Below are 20,514 nucleotides of genomic sequence, written 5' to 3'. Positions count from 1 at the left end.
AGGGGGGCGGGGGCCGGCCGGAATTCGCGTGCGGCGACGACCGGCCGGCCGCCATGATGGCGATCATGAACAGATATGTGACCGCCCCCGCCCGACTCGGAGAAACCCCGCTGCCCGATGGGCGGTTGATGGGCTGGGCCGAGTGGGGACCCGAGGACGGTGTTCCGGTGCTGCTGTGTCCGGGAGCGGCGACGAGCCGTTGGCTCGGCTTCGGACCGGACGTGGTGGCCGCGCGGGGGCTGCGACTGGTGTCCCTGGACCGCCCCGGACTCGGTGCCTCGACCCCGCACCCGGGGCGGACCTTCGCCGATTTCGCCGCGGACGTCCGGCACTTGGCGGCGCGGCGCGGCCTGGGGCGTCCACCGGTCGTCGGCAACTCGCAGGGCGCGCCGTTCGCGTTGGCCTGCGCGGAGGCGGACGTGGTCGCCGCGGTGGCCGTCGTCTCGGGGGCGGACGATGTCGCATCGGCCGTCGTCCCGGCGGCCGCATCGGGTGCGCGGGCCGACGAGGACCGGCGACCCGACGAGCGGGCGGCGACCGGGTTCGCCGCGGCCGTGCCGGCGCATGTGCGGGAACTCGTCGAGCGCACCGCCGCCGACCCGAGGGGCGCCGAGGAGTTCTTCGCCGGCTTCACGGCGGACGCGATGGCACACCTGGTGCGGACCAACAGCCCGGCGTGCGACCTGGCCGTGTACCAGGATCCCGGGTTCGAGGCAGCGTACCGCCGGGCCCTCGACGAGGGCTTCGCGCAGGGGGCCGCCGCCGGATACGCCCGCGACGCCGTACTCGCCATGAGCCGCTGGCCGTTCGCCCTCGATCGGATCACCGTCCCGGTGGACCTCTGGTACGGCGCACACGACGCCAGTCACTCCCCCGACCACGGGGCCCGTCTCGCCGCCCGGATTCCCGGCGCGCGCCGCCATGTCGTACCGGGGGCGGGCGGCTCCCTGCTGTGGACCGACCCGGGACCGATCCTCGCCACCCTCCTCGACAGGGCCGCGGGCAAGGGCTGATCGGCCCCTTTCCGCCGGCGGCGGCACGGGGTACGGGTGCCCCGCCGCGGCGAGGTGGCACCGGTGGGGGCCGAGGGGGGTGACTGTGGGAGTGCCGGCGGTATAGCGGTCCCCATGCCCTCACCCGAACCGGCGTTGCCGGAGCCTTCCCACGCGCCTTCCGTGTCCGCCGACGCGGCTCGACTCGATGCGGAGGAGGTGAGTTGAACCAGGCGTACTCGGTGCCCTGGCGGTTGGTCCAGGTCTGCTTGCAGGTCACCGAGCAGGTGTGGCAGCCGATGCACTTGTCGAGGTTCATCACCATCGCGGAGGGTGCCGTTGGGGACGACGGGCCGCCCGGAGGCCGCATCGAGCAGCACCGGCTTCCAGGACGCCGCCGCCTCGTCGTCCGCGTCGAGCCCCAGGTCCGCGGCGGTGAGGAACTTCCCGGGGACGAACTCGCCGTCCTGCTCCCGGAGTTCGACCAGGAACGGCAGATCGGTGAACTGCTTGACGTACTCGGTGAAATACGGGACCTGCCGTCGGACGAAGCACTCGGTGAGGACCACATGTCCCATGGCCATCGCCAGCGCGCCGTCGGTGCCTGGGTGCGGGTGCAGCCACTCGTCCGCGAACTTCGTCGCGGCCGCGTAGTCCGGGGAGACCACGACCACCTTCTGGCCCCGGTAGCGGGCCTCGGCCATCCAGTGCGCGTCCGGGGTGCGGGTCACCGGCACGTTGGAGCCCCACAGCATCAGATAGGCCGCGTCCCACCAGTCGCCGGACTCCGGTACGCCCGTCTGGTCGCCGAAGACCTGCGGCGAGGCGATGGGCAGGTCGGCGTACCAGTCGTAGAAGGAGACCATCGGCGCGCCGATCAGCGCCATGAACCGCGCGCCGACCGCGGGCGAGGCCATCGACATGGCGGGGATCGGCGAGAAGCCGGCGACCCGGTCCGGGCCGTGGGCGGCGATGGTGTGGACGTGGGCGGCGGCCGCGATCTCCAGGGCCTCGTCCCATCCGATGCGCACCAGGCCGCCACCGGGTACCCCAGGCGCCTGCGCGCCTCGCGGTAGAGCTCCAGCAGCACCCCGCGCACACGCGGGTAGCGCACCCGGGTCGGCGAGTAGGTGTACCAGGAGAACGAGGCGCCCCGCGGGCAGCCGCGCGGCTCGTACTCGGGCCGGTCCGGGCCCGCTGACGGGTAGTCCGTCTCCTGGGTCTCCCAGGTGATGACGCCGTCCTTGACGTACACCTTCCACGAACACGAACCGGTGCAGTTCACGCCGTGCGTGGAGCGGACGACCCGGTCATGGGCCCAGCGCTCACGGGACGGCGTGTCATTGACACTCTGATCGGTCCGGTACACCGCCCGCAGGTCCGAGGTCGTGGGAGACCGGCGCAGGGACGTGCCCACCTTCAGCAATTGCTCCGCGACCACCGCCGCGATCCGTTCGGCTTCCTCACGGGCACCGCGTCGTACCACCGCCGTCGCTCCTTTCACGGTACGCGGGCAGCGGCGCCGACCACACTGGCCCCCGTGCCGGGGCGGTCGCGTTCCACCGGCACCAGCTTCACCACGCATCGCCCTCGCTGACGCGCCATCACGGCATGCTTGATGAGAGCTGTACGTAGTTTTTCTTGCGCTTTGCAATACTTGTCAATGGCATGCACTTCGAACCGGTGACGGCCGGGCGAGATCGGCAAGGGGGCGACTGCCGCTCCGGCCTCGGTCGGGGCGGTGCCGTCGGACGGCGGGTCCCCGCAGGTCGCCGACGAGCAGCGGCCCGGCCAGGACCTCGGGGGCGCACGGCGTCGGGGCCGGGGTGTCGGGAGCGCCGAAGCGGCGCAGCAGGCGGAACGGGGGGCGAGGTCAGCGGGTGGTGTACCCGCCGTTGACGAAGAGGGTCTGCCCGTTGAGCCACCAGCCCTCGGTGAGCAGGAAGATCACATGCGGCGCGATGTCCTCGATCCTGGTCAACTCGCCGTTCATGGACGAGGACTTGTGGTACGCGACGGAGTCGTCGGTCTCGGCCGGGTAGAAGAACGAGGTGTCCATCGGCCCGGGGGCGATGTTGTTGACGCTGATGTTGCGGCCGAAGAGCTCCTTCGACAGGGCGCGGGTGAAGTGCTCGACCGGGGACTTGCTGCCGGCGTAGACCGAGTACAGGCCGGTGTAGGCGGCCAGCAGCGAGGTGACCACGGTGACGATCGAGCCGTCGCGGTCGATGCGCTTGGCGGCCTCGCGCATCATGAAGTACGCGGCCTTGGAGTTCACCGCGAACATCCGGTCGTACTCGGCCTCCGAGGTCTCGGTCACCGGCTTCTTGATCACCATGCCCGCGGTGTTCACGCTGGCGTCCACCCGCCCGAACGCGTCGATCGCGGCGTCGAAGAGTCCCTCGACGCCGGCCACCCGCGTCAGGTCCGCCTGGTGCGTCACCGCGTCCCCGCCCGCCTGCTTGACCGCGGCGGCCGTCTCCTCCGCGTCGGAGCGGGAGGAGTCGCTGTTGTAGTGCACCACGACCTTCGCGCCGTGCTCGCCGAGCTGCCGGCTGATCAGGCCCCCGAGGTTCCTGGAGGCCCCGCCGACCACGACGACCTTGTCCTTGAGCGTACGAGCGGGCATGACGCGTCTCCTCATCGGAATGGTGTTCGTCCCGCGCGTGCGTGCCGGCGCACCTCTGCGCCCGTACGCCCAGGCCATGTCCCCACACGTGAGACGCGCGGCCCTCCCGACGCTAAGCAGGCGCCCCGGTGATCGCATCCGCAGGCCGCCCGCGGGTCACCCGCCCGGCCCAGCGCCGGTGGCCGGGCAGGAAAGCGCCGACCCGCCCGTGCCGAGCGGGTTCCCCTATCCCTGGTGGCCCTCCGACGGCACGGTGGTGGCGAGGATCCCACTGAGCGCGGACCGGGCGTCCTGCAGGGTGGTGATCTTGTCCTCCAGACCGCGGAGTTGCTCCCGCAGCGTGCCGGCCGCGCAGTGTTCGAACTCCGGGCCCGGCCCCACGACGCACGGCAGCAGCTCGCGGATGACGCGGGTCGACAGTCCGGCGGCGAGCAGGGCCCGGATGTGCCCCACCACGGCCGGGGCGTCCTCGGCGTACCGGCGGTGGCCGCCACTGCCCGCGCGGTGTGCGGTGAGCAGCCCCTGTTCCTCGTAATAGCGCAGCAGGCGTGGGCTGACGCCGGTGGCCCGCGCCAGATCCCCGATCTTCATCGTCACATGATCCCCGTCACCGGCACTTGCATCTCACATCGATGTCAGATCCTACGGTGTCGGTGTGACCACGACGTCGGAACGGAACCTGGGAGCGGTCAGCGATGTCAACTGATGTGACGGGATTCGTCGTTCAGCGCAACGGCCGGACGGCGACCGCGGCGGAGCTGGCGCCGCTGGCGTTCGCCGGCTATGCCCACTTCACCGCCCTGCAGGTGCGCGGGGGCCGGGTGCGGGGCCTGGATCTCCATCTGGAGCGGCTGCGCACCGCCTCGGTGGAGTTGTTCGGCCGGGCGTTGCCGGACGACCGGGTGCGGTCCTGGCTGCGTTCCGCGCTGGAGTCCGGGCCGGCCGACCTCTCGCTGACGGCCACGGTCTTCTCACCGGCGGGCGAGTTCACCCGGAGCGGCGGCGAGGGGGCGCCCGAGCTGCTGGTCCGGACGCGACCGCCGGCGTCCGCACCGGAGGGCCCACTCGCGCTGGCGCCCGTCGTCCACGAACGGGTCCTCCCGGCCGTCAAGCACGTCGGCGAGGTCGCCAAGACCTACTACCTGCGCCGGGCCGTCGCGGAGGGCTTCGACGACGCCGTCTTCGTGGACCGGCGGGGACGACTCGGCGAGGGGACGATCTGGAACCTGGCCTTCTGGGACGGTGAGGCCGTGGTGTGGCCCGAGGCCGCGGTGCTGGGCGGAACGACGATGGGCATCGTCCGCCGCCAACTGGAGCGCCTCGGGGTCCCGCAGCGCGACCAGGAGATCACCCTCGACGAGCTGCCGGGGTTGGCCGGGGCCGTGGTGATGAACTCGTGGACGCCGGGAGTGGCGGTGCACCGGATCGGCTCGGTGCCCCTGCCCGCGGCGCCGTCCTTCGTCGAACTGCTGCACTGGGCCTACCGGGCCGAACCGCTGACCTCGCCGTGACGGACGGTACGCCGAGGCCGACGCGACCTCGGCGTACGTCACGGACGCCCGGGTCCGAACCCCCTCCCGCGGGGCCGGTCGATTCGCCGTGCGGACTCGACGTCCGGGTTCGGCAACCGGATTCGGCAACCGGGTTCGGCGACCGGACTACCGACCGTCCTCGGTGACGGTGACGGTGACGGTGCTCCAGCGCGGGTCGATGCGGCCCAGCCAGGCGTCCTGAGCGTCGGCCAGTGGTTGCTCCAGGGGAAGGGGGAGGAACCGGCAGTCGAAGGCGAGGCCGGCGTCGTCGCCGTGGACGCGGTGCTCCCACGCGTCGGGAGTGTCTGCGGACGCCCGGAGGTGGACGAAGCAGGTTCGCCGTGGCGCGCCCGTGTCGGGGTGGGGCTTGTCCTCCACGGCGATCTGCCGGACCACGGTGGCCGACCGCAGACCGGTCTCCTCGGCAACCTCTCGCAGCACCGTCGCCTCTCGCCCTTCGCCTGGTTCGACTCCGCCCGCCGGGACCTGGGTGCCGGCCTCCGGCATCCCGATGTGGACACCAGGAGTTCGGGAACGGCTCGGTACCGGATCACGTAGGCAGCGAAACGGATTCTGGGTCGGGTCCCCCCGGCATTGTCCGTCACCTGCGCCGTTCGTGGTCCCCGGCCTCGGTACCGGACCCGGCCTCGGCTCCCGACTCGCGCCGCCGCTCCGTCGGTCGAGCAAGGTGGTCGGCGCGCAGCGCGGTGACCACCCCGAGGGCGGAGAGGGCGGCGAAACCGAGCAGCAGGTAGCGCGCGGAGGTGAGCATCGTCGGGCCGCCCAGGTTGACCAGGAAGCCGGCGACCGCCGCGCCGAACGCCGTCGCCATCGTCAGAACGGTCGCGATCGCCGCGGCGGCCTTCTCCCCCTCCGCCTTGTCCGGTGTGCTGCTCATCGCGGCAACGGACAGGTGGGGCATGGCCAGGCCGATCCCCGTGCCGGCGAGGAGAAGCACGGGCAGCCACGCGATGACCAGGAGCAGTGGCGCGTCGCGCGTTTGCAGGAGAGCGAGCACGGCGAGGCCGGCCGCGAGGAGAGCCGGACCCGCCACCCGCAGCCGCCGGACCGTCCGTTGCCGGCGCGCCGAGGAGCTGACGACCTGGCTCGCCGACCAGCCCAGCGACAACGCCGCCCCGAAGAACCCGGCAGCGACCGGCGGCAGTCCACCCATGCGCTGGCCGAACAGCGGCAGGAAGATCTCCACCGCGACGCCGGCCGCGAGGAACACGATGGTCAGGTAGACCCACCGCAACGCGGATCCGGCCCGGTAGGTCTGACGCGGCAGGACTCGGACCCGACTCCGCCGCTCCGTCACCACGAACGCCATCACCAGCATCAGAGCCAACGCGATGAACGCCACCATCAGGGCCTTGTTCGCGAGGATTCCGGCGACGCTCACGGCGCCCGCGGCCCCCACCACCAACACCAAGGCGTTCAGCGGCACTTCGGCCGCGTCCGTCGCGTCCCGGCCGTTCCTCGGCAGCACACGAGGAACGAACACCGCCATCGCTCCGGAGGCGACGGCCAACACGACGAACGCCAGTCGCCAGGAGCCGAACTGGGCGAACAGCCCGCCCAGAGCCGGACCGACGAAGTTGCCCAGGCCGAACATGGCGGAGATCAACGCACTGCCCCGCACCCACAGACGACGCGGCAGCGCCGAGTAGATCAAGGCGAATCCCAGACCGGTCAACAGGCCCGCCCCCAGTCCTTGCACACCGCGGCCGACCAGCAGCACGGGCATCGCCGGGCTCGCCCCGCACACCGCCGACCCGACGGCGAAGACGCCGAATCCGATCAGGTAGGAGCCGATATTGCCGTAGCGGGAGAGGGTTCGGCTCACGAGCATGGTCGCGACGACCTGGGCGGTCAGGAAGACGGTCGCATTCCATGCGTAGAGGCGTTCACCACCGATGTCCGCGACCGCCGTCGGCAACACGCTCGCGGCGAGATAGATGTTGACGGCGCCGATGAGCACACCCCCGGCCAGCACCGCCGCGGTACCGAAATGGCTGCCGAGTTCCCGCCACGAACCGACTCTTCGACTGTCGTCCACTTGCGAACTCCGTTCCTGGGTTGCTTGGTTCCCAGGCATCATGGCGGGGCGGGGAGACCCGGTAATCCGGCATAACGGACGTGATCCGCGTCACATTTCAACGGCGGGGAGAATGCAACCACTTGATGGATTCCGTGACGGAGCACGCCGGCCCACCCCTCCCTCGCGGCGGACTCCCCCTCTACCCAGGGGCGCATCCGCATGGTACTCATGCTTCTGACTACTCAATTTTATGAGTAGTCAGGGATCCGGTGCGGGACGCGGGCCGACCGCGTACGCGACGCGCCGGAAGGACGAGCAGGAATGGGGACTCACCGTGACCACGGCCGCCGCACGCTTCCGCACCGCCGTAGAGAACCGCGATCTCGCCGCCCTGGAGGCGCTGTTCACCGACGACATCCGCCTCTACAGCCCGGTGAAGTTCCGGCCCTTCGAAGGCAAGCCGGCGGTGATGGGCCTGTTCACCGTGTTGCTGCGCACCTTCGAGGACTTCCGCTACGTCGGCGACTTCGCCGGCAGTTCCCGGACCAGCGTGGACGGCACGACGGCGCCCTCCTCCGTGCTGCTCTTCCGTGCCACCGTCAACGGCAAGCAGATCCACGGCATCGACCTGCTGCACCACGACGAGGACGCAACCCAGGACGGCCGGATCAAGGAGATCACGGTGATGGTCCGGCCGCAGTCGGCCGTCCAGGCACTGGGCGAGGCGGTGCTCGCCGGGCTGGTGTCCGATGGACTGGTTCCGGCACCGTCCGACCGGTAGCGGCGGCGGCACCCACTCACGGTGGGACCGGGTGGATGCCCGCCGGCGACGGGCGCGGGCGGCGCGGCCAATCCCCCCATGTCGGCCGCGCCACCCGTCGCACCGGCCGCTCTAGACGAGCAACCGCTGTGGCGGCACACGCATGCCGGGGCCGGCGACGCGGAGGGTGCCTCTCACCACTTCACCACCGATCGCCCCAGTACCGCGTCGAGCCCGTCCTCGTACCAAGCTTCGGGCGACGGGTCGGGGGCAAGGCCCGGCCTCGGCCGCGGCCAGTTCACGGCTGACCGTCGCCGACGAGATCTCCAACAGCTCGGCGATCTCGATGCCCTTCAGGCCCCAAACGTGGGTGAGTTCCCAGACCGCGGCCTGCCGTTCGTCGGCGATCGCCGTCTTCACCGACTCCAGCAGCTCCAGGTATTCCAGGCCGACGGCCGCACCGGCCCTCAACGCCTCCTCCATCAGCTCGGCCTCGCGTACCTTCGACAGCCGGCGGTGCGCCTCCCCGGAGTCGTCGCCGCCCCCTGAGAGCTGCCTCATGTGTCGTCCTCTCCAATGACCGGGAACCGCAGCCGTGGCCCCGGGCTCGCTAGGAGGACGAGTCGACGCCCGGAGTCTTTTCATGGCCGCCGGATGAAATTTCCGGCGGCCTCGACGGGACCTGAGGGCATGGACACTCGCACTGCCCTCGCGCTCGTACTCGGCGGCCTGGCCGTCTACCTCGCCCACCACAACCCGGCGCTCGGTGCCGCCCTCGGTATCGGCGTCGTCGTGGCCACCCTGCTGCTGACGCTCCTGGAGAAGTAGCAGCCCGCCCCCACCCAACTCGCCCTACCGGTACGGCCCGACACCGATCTCCTCCTGACGTGCCAGGCACTAACGCAGGACCGTCAGGACGAGGGAGGCGACGGCCAGTCCCAAGTACCCGGCGGGCCCGGCCAAGGTCGCGTAGGCGCGTACCCGGACGTGTGCGACGACCGCGCCGACGAAGAAGAGGACCAGCCCCCCGGCGGCGGCCGTGCCGAGCGGAGCCGCTCCCAGGAGTCCCAGCAGGAGCCCCACCGCTCCGGTGCCCTTGAGGGCGCCGAGCCAGGGGAGCCAGGACCGCGGCACCCCCACCGCGGCGGAGTTGGCGAGCACGAACTCGGCGCTCGCCAGATCCGCGACCGCGATCCCCGCGTTCGCCACGATCGTGATGACGGTGATGATCACGTAGGCCATGTCCATGAGCCGACGCCTCCCTTTCCGATACCGCTCCGAGCCCCCGAGGCGGCCGGTCCGCCGGCCGGTCACGGCCACGCGGTGCCGCCGGACCTGGTGACCAGGCTCGTCGCACCGTCGCCCGACGTCCAATACCTGCGGCTATAACCTGACGGCATGGATGTCGACACCCGGCTGTTGCGCTACTTCGTCGCCGTGGCGGAGGACGGCAGCCTGGCCCATGCCGCACAGCGGCTGTTCGTGTCCCAGCCGGCGCTGACCAAGCAGATCAAGCAGTTGGAGACACAGCTCGGGGTGCTCCTGTTCACCCGGTCCCGGACCGGTATGGCGTTGACGGAGGCCGGGCGTGCCTTGGCCGAGCGGGTGCCCGCACTGCTGGCCGACTGGGAGCGGACGCTGCGGGAGACCAAGGCCGCGGCGAGCCGGGCGCAGCGCGCGCTGCGGGTCGGTTTCGTGGCCAGTGGCGCCAACGAGGCGACGCCAGGCATCGTCGCGGAGTTCGCGCGACGCCGGCCGGGCTGGCGCGCGGAGATGCGGCAGGCCGCATGGTCCAACCCGTCCGCCGGACTGGCCGATGCGGAGGTCGATGTCGCCCTGGTGCGGCTGCCGTTCCCCGGCCAGGACGCGGTGCACCTCGTGCCGCTGCTCACCGAGCCGCGCTGGGTGGCGCTCGCCGATGCGCACCCCCTGGCCTCCCGCGAGGTCATCCCGTTCCGGGAACTCTGGGACGAGCCGTTCGTGGCCGCTCCGGCGGAGACGGGCGGGTGGCGGGACCACTGGCTGGCCACCGACGAACGCGAGGGCCGCCCGGTCCGCGTCGGCGCGGTCACCGACCAGCCGGACGACTGGCTCAGCGCGATCGCCAACGGCTATGGCATCGCGCTCGCTCCCGAGTCCGCGTCCCGTTTCTACGCCCGTCCCGGCGTCACCTACCGCCCGGTCACCGGTGTCAGTCCCAGTCGGGTGGCCGTCGCCTGGGCGCCGGCGGACGACACCAACGCGGTCGTGCAGGACTTCGTGCGGTGCTGTCGCGACGGCCTGGGACAGGCCCGCGGAAGTGGTGATGACTGCAGCGGATGGTAAAAGGAGGCATGGCCGTCATACACAACACCACCCTCAGACCCACCAAATTGGAGCTGCTCACCACCTGGTTCCCGAGCCGGCCCTGGTACCGCGGCACCGACCGGGAGCCGCAGCTGGCCCGGGTGGGCGGCTTCCGGCTGGACGATCCGCAGGGCGAGGTGGGAATCGAGTGCCTGGTGGTCACCGACCGGTCCGGTGACGCGCCGGTCTCCTACTTCGTCCCGCTCACCTACCGCGGGGCACCGCTCGACGGTGCCGAGCAGGGCCTCGTCGGCACCCTGGAGCACGGCATACTGGGCCGGCGCTGGATCTACGACGGGGCCCACGACCCCGTGCTCGCCGCCGAGTTGCTCGCCCTCTTCCAGGGGCGCGCCGAACCGCAGGCACAGAACGCCTCCGACGCCCGTGACGAGTCGGTCCACCACCACCTCGGTGAGGGCGCCGAGGCAGCCGCGATCGGTTCGTTGCGGATGGTGGGGGCGGCGACCGTCGTCAGCGGGCCGGGCGGCACCGACCTCAGCCTGAACACCACCACGGAGGCGGCGGCCGACGGGCGGCCGGGGCACGCTCCCGCCGCCCTCGCCCTGCACATCGCGCGCGTGCTGGAACCGCTGGCCCAGGAGGGTGCCACCGGCCGTGCGGGCGCCGCCCCGGAGTGCCTGGGTTCCCTCACCGGTGTCTGGCAGTCGGCCGACGGCACGGAAGCCCGCGGCCTGTTCGCCACCCTCGGCGCCGCGGACCGCTGACGCGCGTCCCGCGGTGCCGCTGCCGACCGCGCCGACGCTTCCCGGCACCGCCGCGACGGGGTGACCTTCCGTCGCCCGTCCACGGCGGTGCCGGGAAGCGGACGAACGGGGCGTTCCGGGAGCGTCCGCGCGTCGCACCGGACACCCTGATCGTCTACGAGATCCCGCCGGCCGACCGCACCCGGTTCGAGGGCTTCCAGAGCGTGCTGCGCACGACCGACACCGCCACCATCGGCGGGGCGGACATCGCTGCCTGGCGGGCCGCGACCGACAAGCGGCGCGCCGTCCGACGGTTCGCGGTGGCGGGCATCCCGCACGCCCCGACCCTCGCCCTGGACGCTCCGAGCCGTGCGGAGGTGCTCGATGCCTTCGCCGCGCTGGGGCGTGATGTCTGGGCCCGGCCCACGACCGGCGTCGGCGGCGAGTACGCCTTCCACATCACGGGCGTTCAACGGCTCGTCGAGGTCGCCGACTTATACGCCGACCTCGGTCAGAGCTGGCTGCTGTCCGAGGACGCCCGCAATGTCGATCGCCGTGGGCGCCGGCACCAGTTACGGAACGTCGTCCTCGGCGACCGCGTCCTGCGGGTCTGCGCACACGTGCAGCACGACCCCGACGCGCCCTGCAACGAAGCCCGCGGAGCCGACTCGACGCCCCTCCCCGCCGAGGTGCTGTCGGCCCGGCGCTCCGCGATCTCCGTCGACGCCACCCGCGCCCTGGGCCTGCCGTTCGGCGGGGTGGACCTCGCGGTCATGGGTGGGGACTGCGTCTTCGAGGTCGATGTCGATCCCGTCATCAACGTCGAGGGCGGGTTGGAGAGCGTCGCCCTGCCGCTCGTGCGGGCCCATCTGGACCGGGCGGCGTCGGGTCCCGTGGACGGGACCGTGTGCTGAGCGCCCTGTCATATGCCGGGCAACTGTGCGGCGGTGGCGGCGTGCTGCGAAGGGAGCACGGTAATTTGCCTGCACCGGGGCGGAGTTCCGGAGGGCCGGGGCGTGGTCCGGTGGGGCGGGTGGGTTGCGTGCTTCCGGGTGAACAGTTCGACCGGGTGGGCGCGCCGGGATTCGAAATGCGCGCTCGCCTGCCCCTTATAGCCTTGTGACCGATCCTGTGGACATGGCGATGGCGTTGCTGGGCCGCCTATCCGCGCTGCCCGCGGAGGGAGAGGGGGAGGAGCACCGCTCGGCGGACGTGCGACGGCGCGGGACGGGGAGCGAGGACGCCGGTGCGGCCCTCATCGGGCCGTCGTGCGCAGACGTTCCCGGAATGCCTTGACGTGGGGGTTGCGCTGGTAGGGCGCGAGACGGTGGGCCAGCCGCGGCAGGGTGCCGTGCACGGACCCCGCGGCGAGTTGCCGGTGGTGGCGCAGGGCCTGGAAGGAGTGGTCCACGGCCGCGTCGACGTCGTGCAGGGCGAGCAGGGTGTGCGCGAGCTGGGCGTGCAGCAGGGTGCGGGCCTTGTGATGGTCGGCCGGCCGACTGGCGAGCGAGTTCTCCAGTTCGGCCAGGGCGGCCTTGTGGTCGCCGAGGCATGAGAGGACCTCGGCGCGCTGGTAGCACAGTGCGGTCTCCGGGTAGCTGGTGAAGGGGCCCTCGGGGCCGGTGGCGCGCGCCAGGTGCTGTTCCGCGGCGAGCAGGTCGGCGGCCGCGGCGCGGCTCTCGCCGGCGCCGGCCCGGACGACGGCGCGCCCTGCGTAGAGGTAGGCGCGGACGGCGCTGGGTACCGCCGACCCGGCTATCTCGGTGGCGGCCTCGCCGAGCGCCAGGGCCTGGTGGTGGTCGCCGAACTGGTGCGCCTGCACGCTCAGGCAGCGCAGCACGATCGCGTAGGAGCCCAGGTCGCCGGCGGCGCGGGCGAGTTCGAGGGCGATGTCGTAGTAGTGCTGGGCGAGGGCGGGGTGGCCCGTCTCCGAGGTGCGGCCGGCCAGGAGGAGGGTCAGGTGGGCGGCGCCGGTGAGGAGGGCGTGCCGGACCGCCTGATGCGCCGGGGCGGTGAGCAGCGGCACCACTTCCGTGGCCAGATACCCCGCCAGCGCGGACCGGCCGTGGGCGCCGCCGTGCCGCTCCCCCAGCAGGACGCTGCGGGCCGCCACGACCTCCAGCCGCACGGGGGCCGCGGCGGATGCCTGAGGGGCGCGCGGGTCGGCCGGGGGCAGGGTCACGGGTCGGCGCCCCCAGTCGGCGACGACGGGTGGCGGGGCGGAGAGGACGGCGCGGGCGAGCTCGGCCCTGCGGGCGGAGTCCGCCTCGGCGCGGCAGAGAGCGGCCAGCCGGTGGACGGGGTCGCCGCCGTGCAGCGCGGAGCTGAGCGCGCCGCCGGTGAGGTCGGGGTCGGGGAACCCGGCGTCCTGGGGCGTCAGCCGGCGGCCGAGGCGGCGGCTCAGCGCCTGGCCGATCAGGTGCCCCACCGGGGGGCGGGGGCGTGCCCCGGCCAGCCAACGGGCCACCGACGTGCGGTCGTAGCGCAGCCGGAGACCTTGGGCGCTGCCGAGGGCGTTGACGGCGCGGGCGAGGTCCCTGGCGGTCCAGTCGGCCTCGGCCAACAGTGCCGCGAGCATGCGGTTGGGGCGGCGCGGGGGCGTCATGATCTGTGTGCCTCGCTCACTGGTCGGGCTTTCCGGCTCGGGAGTCGCCCGGGATCGCGGGCCTTTCAACACGTTCACGCTTCCCACCGCGATCAGGCGTTCCGCCCCGGCTCGATTCATGGTTCCGTTGGTGGACGGTTGTTGGCTACGGCTCGATGGTCCGCAAGGCGCCTTTCCGGCCACGGGAAGACTGCCCCGAAAGAATTACGCGGACACCCCGAGGGCCCCGCCCGCCGTGGGTAGGAATCCGATGAGGCACAACGGCACGACCAGGTACGGACATCACTCCCCATGAACTTCTTTCGTCTCTTCCGTTTCTCCGGTTGCCCTCGTCCACGCGGCCACGGCGCAACCGTGGAATTGACGTGGAATGATGCGGGTGGGACTGCCGGTCCGGATCCCGAACCGCCGCGCCGGGAGCCGTAGGTGTCGCCGTCACGCCGCCGCAATCAGAATTTGCGGGCCCTGCTGGCAGAGGCCCGCTGGACGCAGGCGGCGCTGGCGCGCACGGTCAATGCCCTCGCGGCGGAAATAGATCTCGACCTGAATTACGACCGCACGGCCGTCGCGCACTGGCTCAGCGGGACCCGCCCGGCGCCACCGGTGCCGGAGTTGATCGCCGAGGCACTGACCCGTCGGCTGGGCCGCTCGGTCTCCCCCGCCGCGGCGGGGCTCGTCGGGGAGCCGTCCGCACCGGCGGGCGGGCGGCTCCCCCTTTCCCGCATCCCGATCAGCACCGCCCTCACCGAACTGTGCAGCATGGAGAACGACCCCGCGCGCCGGGCCTCGGCCCGGATGCTGCCGTACCGGGAAGCGGAGTTGGCGAAGGTCGCGGCCCGGTCCGCGGACCGGGCGCCGGTGCCCCCGGCGCCGCGCGGGGAGCAGGACGCCGGGGACGACCTCGGGGTGGTCCGGCTCGCGGTGCGCTTCTACTCCGCCTCCTTCGACGCGCACGGCGGGCGCCGGGCGCGCTCGGCGCTGGCCGCGTACCTCGCGGACGACATCGCCCCGTTGCTGCGCGAGCGGGAAGGCCACGATCAGCGCCGCGGGCTGCTGGTGGAGGCGTCCCGGCTGTCGTTCCTGCTCGCCCGGATGTATCAGGACGCGTCCGTGCACGGGCTCGCCCAGCGCCACTTCTCCACCGCTCTGCGGCTCGCCGACGAGTCCGGGGACGCCACGGCGCGCGCCGTCGTCCTGCGCGGGCTGAGCGCCCAGGGGCTCGCGTTGGGCCACCGGCGGATCGCCCTGTCCGCGGCCGAGGCGGCGGCCGCCACCCGGGCTTCCGACGGTCCGGCCCGGGCGTTCCTGCTGTCCCAACTCGCCGTGGCGCAGGCGGCGTGCGGGCGGCACCGGGTCGCGCGGGAGTCGCTCGGCCGGGCCGAGAACGCGCTGGCGCGGGGCGAGGATGCCGGCACGGCGGAGCCCTTCACCGCGTATTCATCCGGCTCGTTGGAATTCCAGACCGCCGAGGTCCTCCGGTACACGGGCGACCTGCCGGCCGCGCGCGCCGCCCTGGCCAACTCGCTGGTCCGCCGGTCCGACCAGGACCACCGGGGCATGGCGCTGAGTTTTGCCCAGCACGCGGAAATACTCATGGGTCTCGGTCATGTGGAAGAGGCGTGTGCGTCCTGGAATTCCTTCCTGGACCACTATGTCCATCTGCGGTCCGGGGCCGCGGATCTCGCCGCGGGCCGGCTGCGTCAGCTGCTCACGCCGTTCCGGAATCTCCCGGTGGCGACCGCCGTGTTGCACCGTGCGTTCGCCGTCACGTCACCCTCTCAGCACTCCTGAGACGCCGCGCCGCCTGCGCGTTCACCCCTTTCAACAGACCCGGACCCGAAACGTGGACCACGGGTCCGGAGAGGGTTGTTGAATGGCATAACACCGACCGGAAACGACCGGAAATGGGATGTGGAAATGCGTGACATCACCGCGACCACCCATGGAAAAAAACACACGGCACCGACCCGGATCGTCCATGCCTTTCCCGGGCAGGGCGACTTCGCGGTAAGTCCGCTCGTCCGAGCACTACGCACTCACACAACCGTACGGAAAGCGGTGCGCGAGGTATTCGAAGAAGCCGAGGAAGTCGGCGAGGAATTCGATATCGGGCCACTGGCCAAGGCATTGCTGAGCGATGCGCCGCCCACCGGCCGTGAACTCGCCGCCGGAAGCGTCGGCACCCCCCAACTCGCGTTGTTCTGCTCCTCGGTGGCGGTGCATCGCGCGCTGTGCGCCACCGGCCTGGTGCCCGACCAGGTGCTCGGGGTGAGTTTCGGGGAGATCGCCGCCCTCACCGCGGCCGGTGTGTTCGAGGTCCCCGAGGGCGCCCGGATCGCCTGCCTGCTGGCCCGTCAACTGGCCTGTTGTGCGGGCGGGATGACGCTGGTCGGCGCCGGCGAGGCCGGCACGGAGGCCCTGCTGCGCCGGACCGGCTCCCCCGCCCTCGCCCTGGCCTGCGTCAACAGCCCCGAGGAGACCATCGTCAGCGGCCCGCTGCCGGATCTGCGGACACTGGAGGAGACGGCCGCCGGGCAGGGCGTCCCGGCCGCCCGCCTCCGACTGCCGTTCTCCTCCCACCACCCGTCCCTCACCGGTCCCGCGGACGCCTTCGCCGCCGCGATCGGCCACCTCGCCCCACGCCCGGCCCGGATTCCCGTGCACTCCGCCGTGCACGGCGGCCCCTACGGCCCCCAGGACGATCTCCACCGCGGCCTGGCCGACTGCCTGGTCCGTCCCTTCCGCCTGCCACCGGTGCTCCACCGGATCGCCACCGGCGGCCACGCCCTGTTCTTCGAGGCGGGCACCGGCCAGGCACTGACCCGCAGCATCCAACAGACCCTGCCGCCCGACGCCGCCGACGCCCACGCGCCGCTCGCCGATCCCGCCTTCCCCTGGCCGCGGCCCGGCACCCCGGCCGTCCGCCGGCCGGACACCGCCCTCGCCGCCCTCTGGAGCACCGACGATGACCACACGCACGCAACCGCTCGGTGAACTGGCCGAGATCGTCCACGGATCCCGCCCCTACGCCCTGCGCAGCCGTCTGCTGACCGCCCTGGCGGCCGACCGCGAGCAGACCGCCGACGCCCCCGAGGACCGCGCCCACCAGGTGCACCGGCGACTGCGACTGATCGCGGACAACCTGCCGCCGGTCGGCGAGTTGTTCCGGAACCCCGAACAACTCGCGGTGCTCAGCGAATGCGCGGCGCTCGTGGACCCGCCGCTGTACATGGCCGTCGTCAACCACTACGTGCTCTGCCTGGGTTCCGTGGTCACCCTCGCCGACGACCCGGCGGCGCTCGGCCGACCCTGGCAGAACCTGACCACCGGCCGCGCCAAGGGCGTCTTCCTGGTGACCGAGATCGGGGACGCCAGCAGCCACCTGGGCACCCAGACCACCGCCCGACTCGACCCCGACTCACGGGAGTTCGTGCTCGACACGCCGGTGGCCGGCGCGGCCAAGTTCTCCGGCGTCGGGGGCTTGGGGGTGCCGCAGACCGCCGTGGTGTGCGCCCGCACCGTGGTCGACGGCATCGATCGTGGAGTGTTCTCGTTCGTCGTGGACCTCACCGACGCCGACGGCCCGCGGCCGGGCGTGACCCTCTCCCGCAGCCTCGAAGCGCCGTCCCTGCCGCTGGACTACGCGCTGGTGCGCTTCGACGGCGTCCGGGTCCCGTACGCCCAGTGGCTGCGCGACCGGGCGCACATCGACGCGGACGGCGCCTTCCACGATCCGCTCGGCGGACCGGACGCGCGGCTCCAACGGACCCTGTCGGTGGGCCAGATCCTGTGGGCCACCCTGCCCTCCGCGGTCGCGACCATGGCCCGCCAGTGTTCCGTATCGGCGCTGCGGTTCTCCGCGCACCGCAGGGCCCACGGCCGACTGGCCCCCGGCGCGAGCGTGCTGGAACTCCGCAACCAGCAGCACGCACTGCTCGGGGCGCTCGCCGAGTCGTTCGCCCTGACGTGCGCCGGGCGGACCGCGCGGGAGATCTGGGCCCGGTCGCGCACCGCCCGCCGCGCGGCGGCGCACCGCGCGAACGGGATGACCTTCTCCCCGTGGACCGCCGTCGATCGGCCGCTGGCGGTGCTCAAGGCGGTCACGGTGCGCGGCGCGGCACGGGTGGCCGCCGAGTGCCAACACCGCTGCGGGCTCGCCGGCTTCCTGCGCCCCAACCTGCTCGACGGCTACCACGGCTTCGCGCACGCCTTCGACACCGCGGGCGGCGACAGCCATCTGATCCTGCTGGACGCCGGCCGGTCCCTCGCCCAGGAGCGCGGTGCCGGGGCGCGCGGCAGCATCCCGCCGGCCGACGTCCCCGCCGACCATCCCGGCTGGTGGCCGGCGGTCGCCCGGGCCCAGGAGAGCCTGCTGCGGGACGAACTCCACCGCGCCCTCCAACAGGGCGTCCGGGCCGGACGGACCGGACTGGAACTGTGGAACCCGCTGCTGGACGCCGCGCACCGGCTCGGCGAGGCATACGGCTCCCGGCTGATCGCGGACTCCCTGGCCGCCGCCGTCGAAGCCGTCCTCGACCCCGAACTCCGCGCGGTGCTGCGCCCGTTGGCGGCGCTCTACGGGGCCGTCGAGGCGCGCCGCCTAGCCGGCGGCCTGCTCGCCGCGGGCACCCTCGCCCCCGGCACCGTCCGGGCGCTCCCCACGGTGATCGACGGCCTGTGCGACCGCCTGCTGCCCCATCTCCCGCTGCTGTGGGAGGCGATGGGCGCACCGCCCGGCGCGGCCCCGGCCCCCTTGGGCGCCGACGACTACGCCGCCGCCCTGTACGACTTCCTCGACCGGTGACCGGTGACCGGTGACCGGTGACCGGTGACCGGAAATGCCTTTCCAGCCATCTCACGGCGACGCCATGACAGCCATACCCGGAGCCCCCAGGTCCCGCTGATCTTACGAGTGACCAGTTCGAACCCAAGACAAGAAAGTAGGGCCGTCATGAGTCCGCACTCCTCCCCCGCGCCGCCCATCGGCGTCCTCGGCATGGGCACCTACCTCCCGCGCGGCACCCGCAGCAACCACGACATCGCCGCCGCGGCCGGCGTCACCCCGGAGTGGATCGCCCAGCGCACCGGCGTGCACACGCGGCACGTCGCCGACGCCGACGAGGCCGCCTCCGACCTGGCCGCGGCCGCGGTGCGCGCCGCCGTGGCCGCCGCCGGCATCGACACCGACCAGCTGGACGTGCTGATCGCCGCCACCTCCACCCCCGACGAGCTGGGCCCCTCCACCGCCTGCCGCATCCAGGCCCTGACCGGCGCCCGGCACGCGGTGGCGCTGGACGTCAGCGCGGCCTGCGCCGGCTGGCTGTTCGCGGCCCGCGTGGCACACGACTGGCTGCGCGGCAACGGCGGCGCGCGCTACGCGGCGGTGGTCGGCGTCGAGGCGTACTCCAAGTTCCTGGACCCCACCGACCGGGGCACCGCGGTGCTCTTCGCCGACGGGGCGGCCGCCGCGGTGCTGGGGCCCGTACCGCACGGTGCCGGATTCAGCGACTTCCGCCTCGGCTCCGACGGCACCGGCGCGCACCACGTCCTGATCCCCGGCGGCGGCAGTCGCCTCCCCGCCAGCCCCGCCACGCTCGGCGAGCACCGGCACCACATCCACATGGACGGCCGGGCGGTACGGGACTTCATCGTCGAGATCTTCCCCCGGCTCGTCCGCGAGAGCCTGGCCGGCAACGACCTGCGGCTCCAGGACATCGACGCGTTCATCACCCACCAGCCCAACCCGCTGCTGCTGCGCAACCTCGGCGAGCGGATCGGCATCCCGCCCGAGCGCCTGGTCATCGTCGGCGACGAGGTCGGCAACATCGGCGCCGCCAGCGCCCCGTACGCCCTGGCCAGCGCAGCCGCCCGCGGGCTGCTGCCGCCCGGCGGCCGGATCCTGCTGGCCGTCTTCGGCGCCGGCGTGACCTGGGGCAGCGCCCTGCTGACCTGGACCGGCGCGCCCGCCATCCGCATCGCGCCGCTCCGCACCGCGCGCGCCTGCGCACCCTCCTCTTCCCCCTCCACCGTTTCCACGCTGCAAAGGAGTTCCTCATGACCGCCACGCCCCACGACCCGTTCCGACTCGACGGCGCACGCGCCCTGGTCACCGGCGCTTCCCGGGGCATCGGCAGGGCCACCGCCGTGACGCTCGCCCGGGCCGGCGCCGATCTGGCGCTGTCCGCACGGAACCAGGCCGCCCTCAAGGAGACCGCCGCGCTGGTGGAGGACGAGGGGCGCACCGCGGTGCTGGTCCCCGGCGACCTCGCCGAACCGGGCACCGCGGAGGCCGTGGTGGACGCCGCGGCGACCGCACTGGGCGGACTCGACGTCGTCATCCACAACGCGGGCGTGCTGCCCGCCCAGGAAGACGGCACGCCCACCCTGGTCCCCCTCCAGGACTCCGCGCAGGTCGACTGGGACCACGTCCTGGCGGTCAACCTCAACGCCACCGCCGCGCTATGCCGGCGGGCCCACCGGCACCTGACCGCCTCGTCCCGGGCCAGCCTGGTGCTGATGTCCTCGCTGGCCGGCGTCGCCGGCACCCCCCGGATGGAGGCGTACGGCGCGTCCAAGGCGGCGCAGATCGCGCTGGCCCGCAGCCTGGCGGTGGGCTGGGCGCGCGAGGGCATCCGGGTCAACGCGCTGTGCCCGGGCTGGACCCGCACCGACATGACGTCCTTCGCCTACTCCCTGGAGCCGCTGTCGGAGTGGCTGATGGCGCACGTCCCGTTGGGCCGCTGGGCGGAGCCGGACGAGATCGCCCGCGCCGCGCTGTTCCTCGCCTCCCCCGCCGCGTCCTACCTCACCGGGCAGGCGCTGGTGCTCGACGGCGGGGTCTCGGTGCCCGACGGCGGGCTGGCCGGCATCTCCAAACCGCCCTCCCCCTTCTCCGCCTGACTCCA

Annotated in this window: 18 protein-coding genes and 3 pseudogenes; 12 read left to right on the top strand and 9 right to left on the bottom strand. The window is 72.8% G+C overall.

The window, feature by feature from the left end; genetic code table 11:
- Window positions 1-65: 65 nt before the first annotated feature.
- The gene (locus SNOUR_RS37735) at window positions 66-1,013 is read left to right on the top strand and encodes an alpha/beta fold hydrolase (protein WP_067359121.1); all 948 of its coding nucleotides are present in this window, start codon (window positions 66-68) and stop codon (window positions 1,011-1,013) included.
- Window positions 1,014-1,212: 199 nt separating this feature from the next.
- On the opposite strand, the pseudogene SNOUR_RS48740 reads toward SNOUR_RS37735, so the two are convergent.
- From SNOUR_RS48740 to SNOUR_RS37720, 4 genes and pseudogenes are all read right to left on the bottom strand, one after another.
- Window positions 1,213-1,362, bottom strand: a pseudogene (locus tag SNOUR_RS48740) (dehydrogenase); the annotation flags it as partial.
- Window positions 1,316-2,433, bottom strand: a pseudogene (locus SNOUR_RS37730) (molybdopterin-dependent oxidoreductase); the annotation flags it as partial. The pseudogenes SNOUR_RS48740 and SNOUR_RS37730, both read right to left, overlap by 47 nt.
- A 432-nt stretch (window positions 2,434-2,865) precedes the next feature.
- A complete protein-coding gene (locus SNOUR_RS37725; RefSeq protein ID WP_039639162.1) occupies window positions 2,866-3,621 on the bottom strand; it encodes an SDR family oxidoreductase in 756 nt (251 codons plus the stop codon).
- Window positions 3,622-3,846: 225 nt separating this feature from the next.
- Window positions 3,847-4,212 (bottom strand): MerR family transcriptional regulator, encoded by a 366-nt coding sequence (locus SNOUR_RS37720; RefSeq protein ID WP_067356215.1) that lies wholly within the window; start codon window positions 4,210-4,212, stop codon window positions 3,847-3,849.
- A gap of 104 nt (window positions 4,213-4,316) precedes the next feature.
- Here SNOUR_RS37720 and SNOUR_RS37715 point away from each other — a divergent pair, with 104 nt between their 5' ends.
- Window positions 4,317-5,132: an aminotransferase class IV family protein gene (locus SNOUR_RS37715; protein WP_067356212.1), complete on the top strand. Its 816-nt coding sequence runs from the start codon at window positions 4,317-4,319 to the stop codon at window positions 5,130-5,132.
- Window positions 5,133-5,279: 147 nt separating this feature from the next.
- Here SNOUR_RS37715 and SNOUR_RS37710 read toward each other — a convergent pair.
- Window positions 5,280-5,758 (bottom strand): annotated as a pseudogene (locus SNOUR_RS37710) (NUDIX hydrolase).
- A complete protein-coding gene (locus SNOUR_RS37705) occupies window positions 5,755-7,212 on the bottom strand; it encodes an MFS transporter (RefSeq protein ID WP_312635150.1) in 1,458 nt (485 codons plus the stop codon). Before SNOUR_RS37705 ends, SNOUR_RS37710 begins: the two are co-directional and overlap by 4 nt.
- A 316-nt stretch (window positions 7,213-7,528) precedes the next feature.
- Here SNOUR_RS37705 and SNOUR_RS37700 point away from each other — a divergent pair, with 316 nt between their 5' ends.
- Entirely contained in the window at window positions 7,529-7,975 is a 447-nt protein-coding gene (locus tag SNOUR_RS37700) for a nuclear transport factor 2 family protein (protein ID WP_067356210.1), read from the top strand.
- Window positions 7,976-8,086: 111 nt separating this feature from the next.
- Here the strand turns inward: SNOUR_RS37700 and SNOUR_RS37695 are convergent, their stop codons facing one another.
- Window positions 8,087-8,515, bottom strand: coding sequence for an ECF-type sigma factor (locus SNOUR_RS37695; RefSeq protein ID WP_067356207.1), 429 nt, complete (start codon window positions 8,513-8,515; stop codon window positions 8,087-8,089).
- A 129-nt stretch (window positions 8,516-8,644) separates the two neighbouring features.
- Here SNOUR_RS37695 and SNOUR_RS47025 point away from each other — a divergent pair, with 129 nt between their 5' ends.
- Window positions 8,645-8,782 carry a hypothetical protein gene (locus SNOUR_RS47025; RefSeq protein WP_162494991.1) on the top strand — a complete coding sequence of 46 codons (138 nt, stop codon included), beginning with the start codon at window positions 8,645-8,647 and terminating at the stop codon, window positions 8,780-8,782.
- A gap of 69 nt (window positions 8,783-8,851) precedes the next feature.
- Here the strand turns inward: SNOUR_RS47025 and SNOUR_RS37690 are convergent, their stop codons facing one another.
- The gene (locus SNOUR_RS37690) at window positions 8,852-9,202 is read right to left on the bottom strand and encodes a DoxX family protein (protein ID WP_067356204.1); all 351 of its coding nucleotides are present in this window, start codon (window positions 9,200-9,202) and stop codon (window positions 8,852-8,854) included.
- Window positions 9,203-9,352: 150 nt separating this feature from the next.
- Here SNOUR_RS37690 and SNOUR_RS37685 point away from each other — a divergent pair, with 150 nt between their 5' ends.
- From SNOUR_RS37685 to SNOUR_RS37675, 3 genes are all read left to right on the top strand, one after another.
- Window positions 9,353-10,279 (top strand): LysR family transcriptional regulator, encoded by a 927-nt coding sequence (locus tag SNOUR_RS37685; RefSeq protein ID WP_067356202.1) that lies wholly within the window; start codon window positions 9,353-9,355, stop codon window positions 10,277-10,279.
- A gap of 8 nt (window positions 10,280-10,287) precedes the next feature.
- A complete protein-coding gene (locus SNOUR_RS37680) occupies window positions 10,288-11,025 on the top strand; it encodes a maltokinase N-terminal cap-like domain-containing protein (protein ID WP_067356199.1) in 738 nt (245 codons plus the stop codon).
- 203 nt (window positions 11,026-11,228) lie between these two features.
- Window positions 11,229-11,918: an ATP-grasp domain-containing protein gene (locus SNOUR_RS37675; RefSeq protein ID WP_067356197.1), complete on the top strand. Its 690-nt coding sequence runs from the start codon at window positions 11,229-11,231 to the stop codon at window positions 11,916-11,918.
- Between the two features lie 341 nt (window positions 11,919-12,259).
- Here the strand turns inward: SNOUR_RS37675 and SNOUR_RS37670 are convergent, their stop codons facing one another.
- Window positions 12,260-13,609: an NsdA family TPR-like regulatory protein gene (locus tag SNOUR_RS37670; protein ID WP_067356195.1), complete on the bottom strand. Its 1,350-nt coding sequence runs from the start codon at window positions 13,607-13,609 to the stop codon at window positions 12,260-12,262.
- 426 nt (window positions 13,610-14,035) lie between these two features.
- Between SNOUR_RS37670 and SNOUR_RS37665 the strand changes: the two genes are divergently transcribed.
- From SNOUR_RS37665 to SNOUR_RS37645, 5 genes are all read left to right on the top strand, one after another.
- Window positions 14,036-15,400 (top strand): NsdA family TPR-like regulatory protein, encoded by a 1,365-nt coding sequence (locus tag SNOUR_RS37665; RefSeq protein ID WP_159426006.1) that lies wholly within the window; start codon window positions 14,036-14,038, stop codon window positions 15,398-15,400.
- A gap of 267 nt (window positions 15,401-15,667) precedes the next feature.
- The gene (locus tag SNOUR_RS37660) at window positions 15,668-16,603 is read left to right on the top strand and encodes an acyltransferase domain-containing protein (RefSeq protein WP_067356190.1); all 936 of its coding nucleotides are present in this window, start codon (window positions 15,668-15,670) and stop codon (window positions 16,601-16,603) included.
- Window positions 16,575-18,413 carry an acyl-CoA dehydrogenase family protein gene (locus SNOUR_RS37655; RefSeq protein WP_067356188.1) on the top strand — a complete coding sequence of 613 codons (1,839 nt, stop codon included), beginning with the start codon at window positions 16,575-16,577 and terminating at the stop codon, window positions 18,411-18,413. The genes SNOUR_RS37660 and SNOUR_RS37655 overlap by 29 nt, the downstream gene beginning before the upstream one ends.
- Before the next feature lie 147 nt (window positions 18,414-18,560).
- Complete coding sequence (locus SNOUR_RS37650) at window positions 18,561-19,667, top strand: 3-oxoacyl-ACP synthase III family protein (protein ID WP_067356185.1); 1,107 nt, start codon at window positions 18,561-18,563, stop codon at window positions 19,665-19,667.
- Window positions 19,664-20,509, top strand: coding sequence for an SDR family NAD(P)-dependent oxidoreductase (locus SNOUR_RS37645; RefSeq protein WP_067356183.1), 846 nt, complete (start codon window positions 19,664-19,666; stop codon window positions 20,507-20,509). Before SNOUR_RS37650 ends, SNOUR_RS37645 begins: the two co-directional genes overlap by 4 nt.
- Window positions 20,510-20,514 lie beyond the last annotated feature (5 nt).

The sequence above is a fragment of the Streptomyces noursei ATCC 11455 genome (assembly GCF_001704275.1).
In the GTDB taxonomy this organism is placed as follows: domain Bacteria; phylum Actinomycetota; class Actinomycetes; order Streptomycetales; family Streptomycetaceae; genus Streptomyces; species Streptomyces noursei.
The sequence above is the reverse complement of the archived record's forward strand: the minus strand, read 5'-3'. Positions and strand labels throughout refer to the sequence as shown.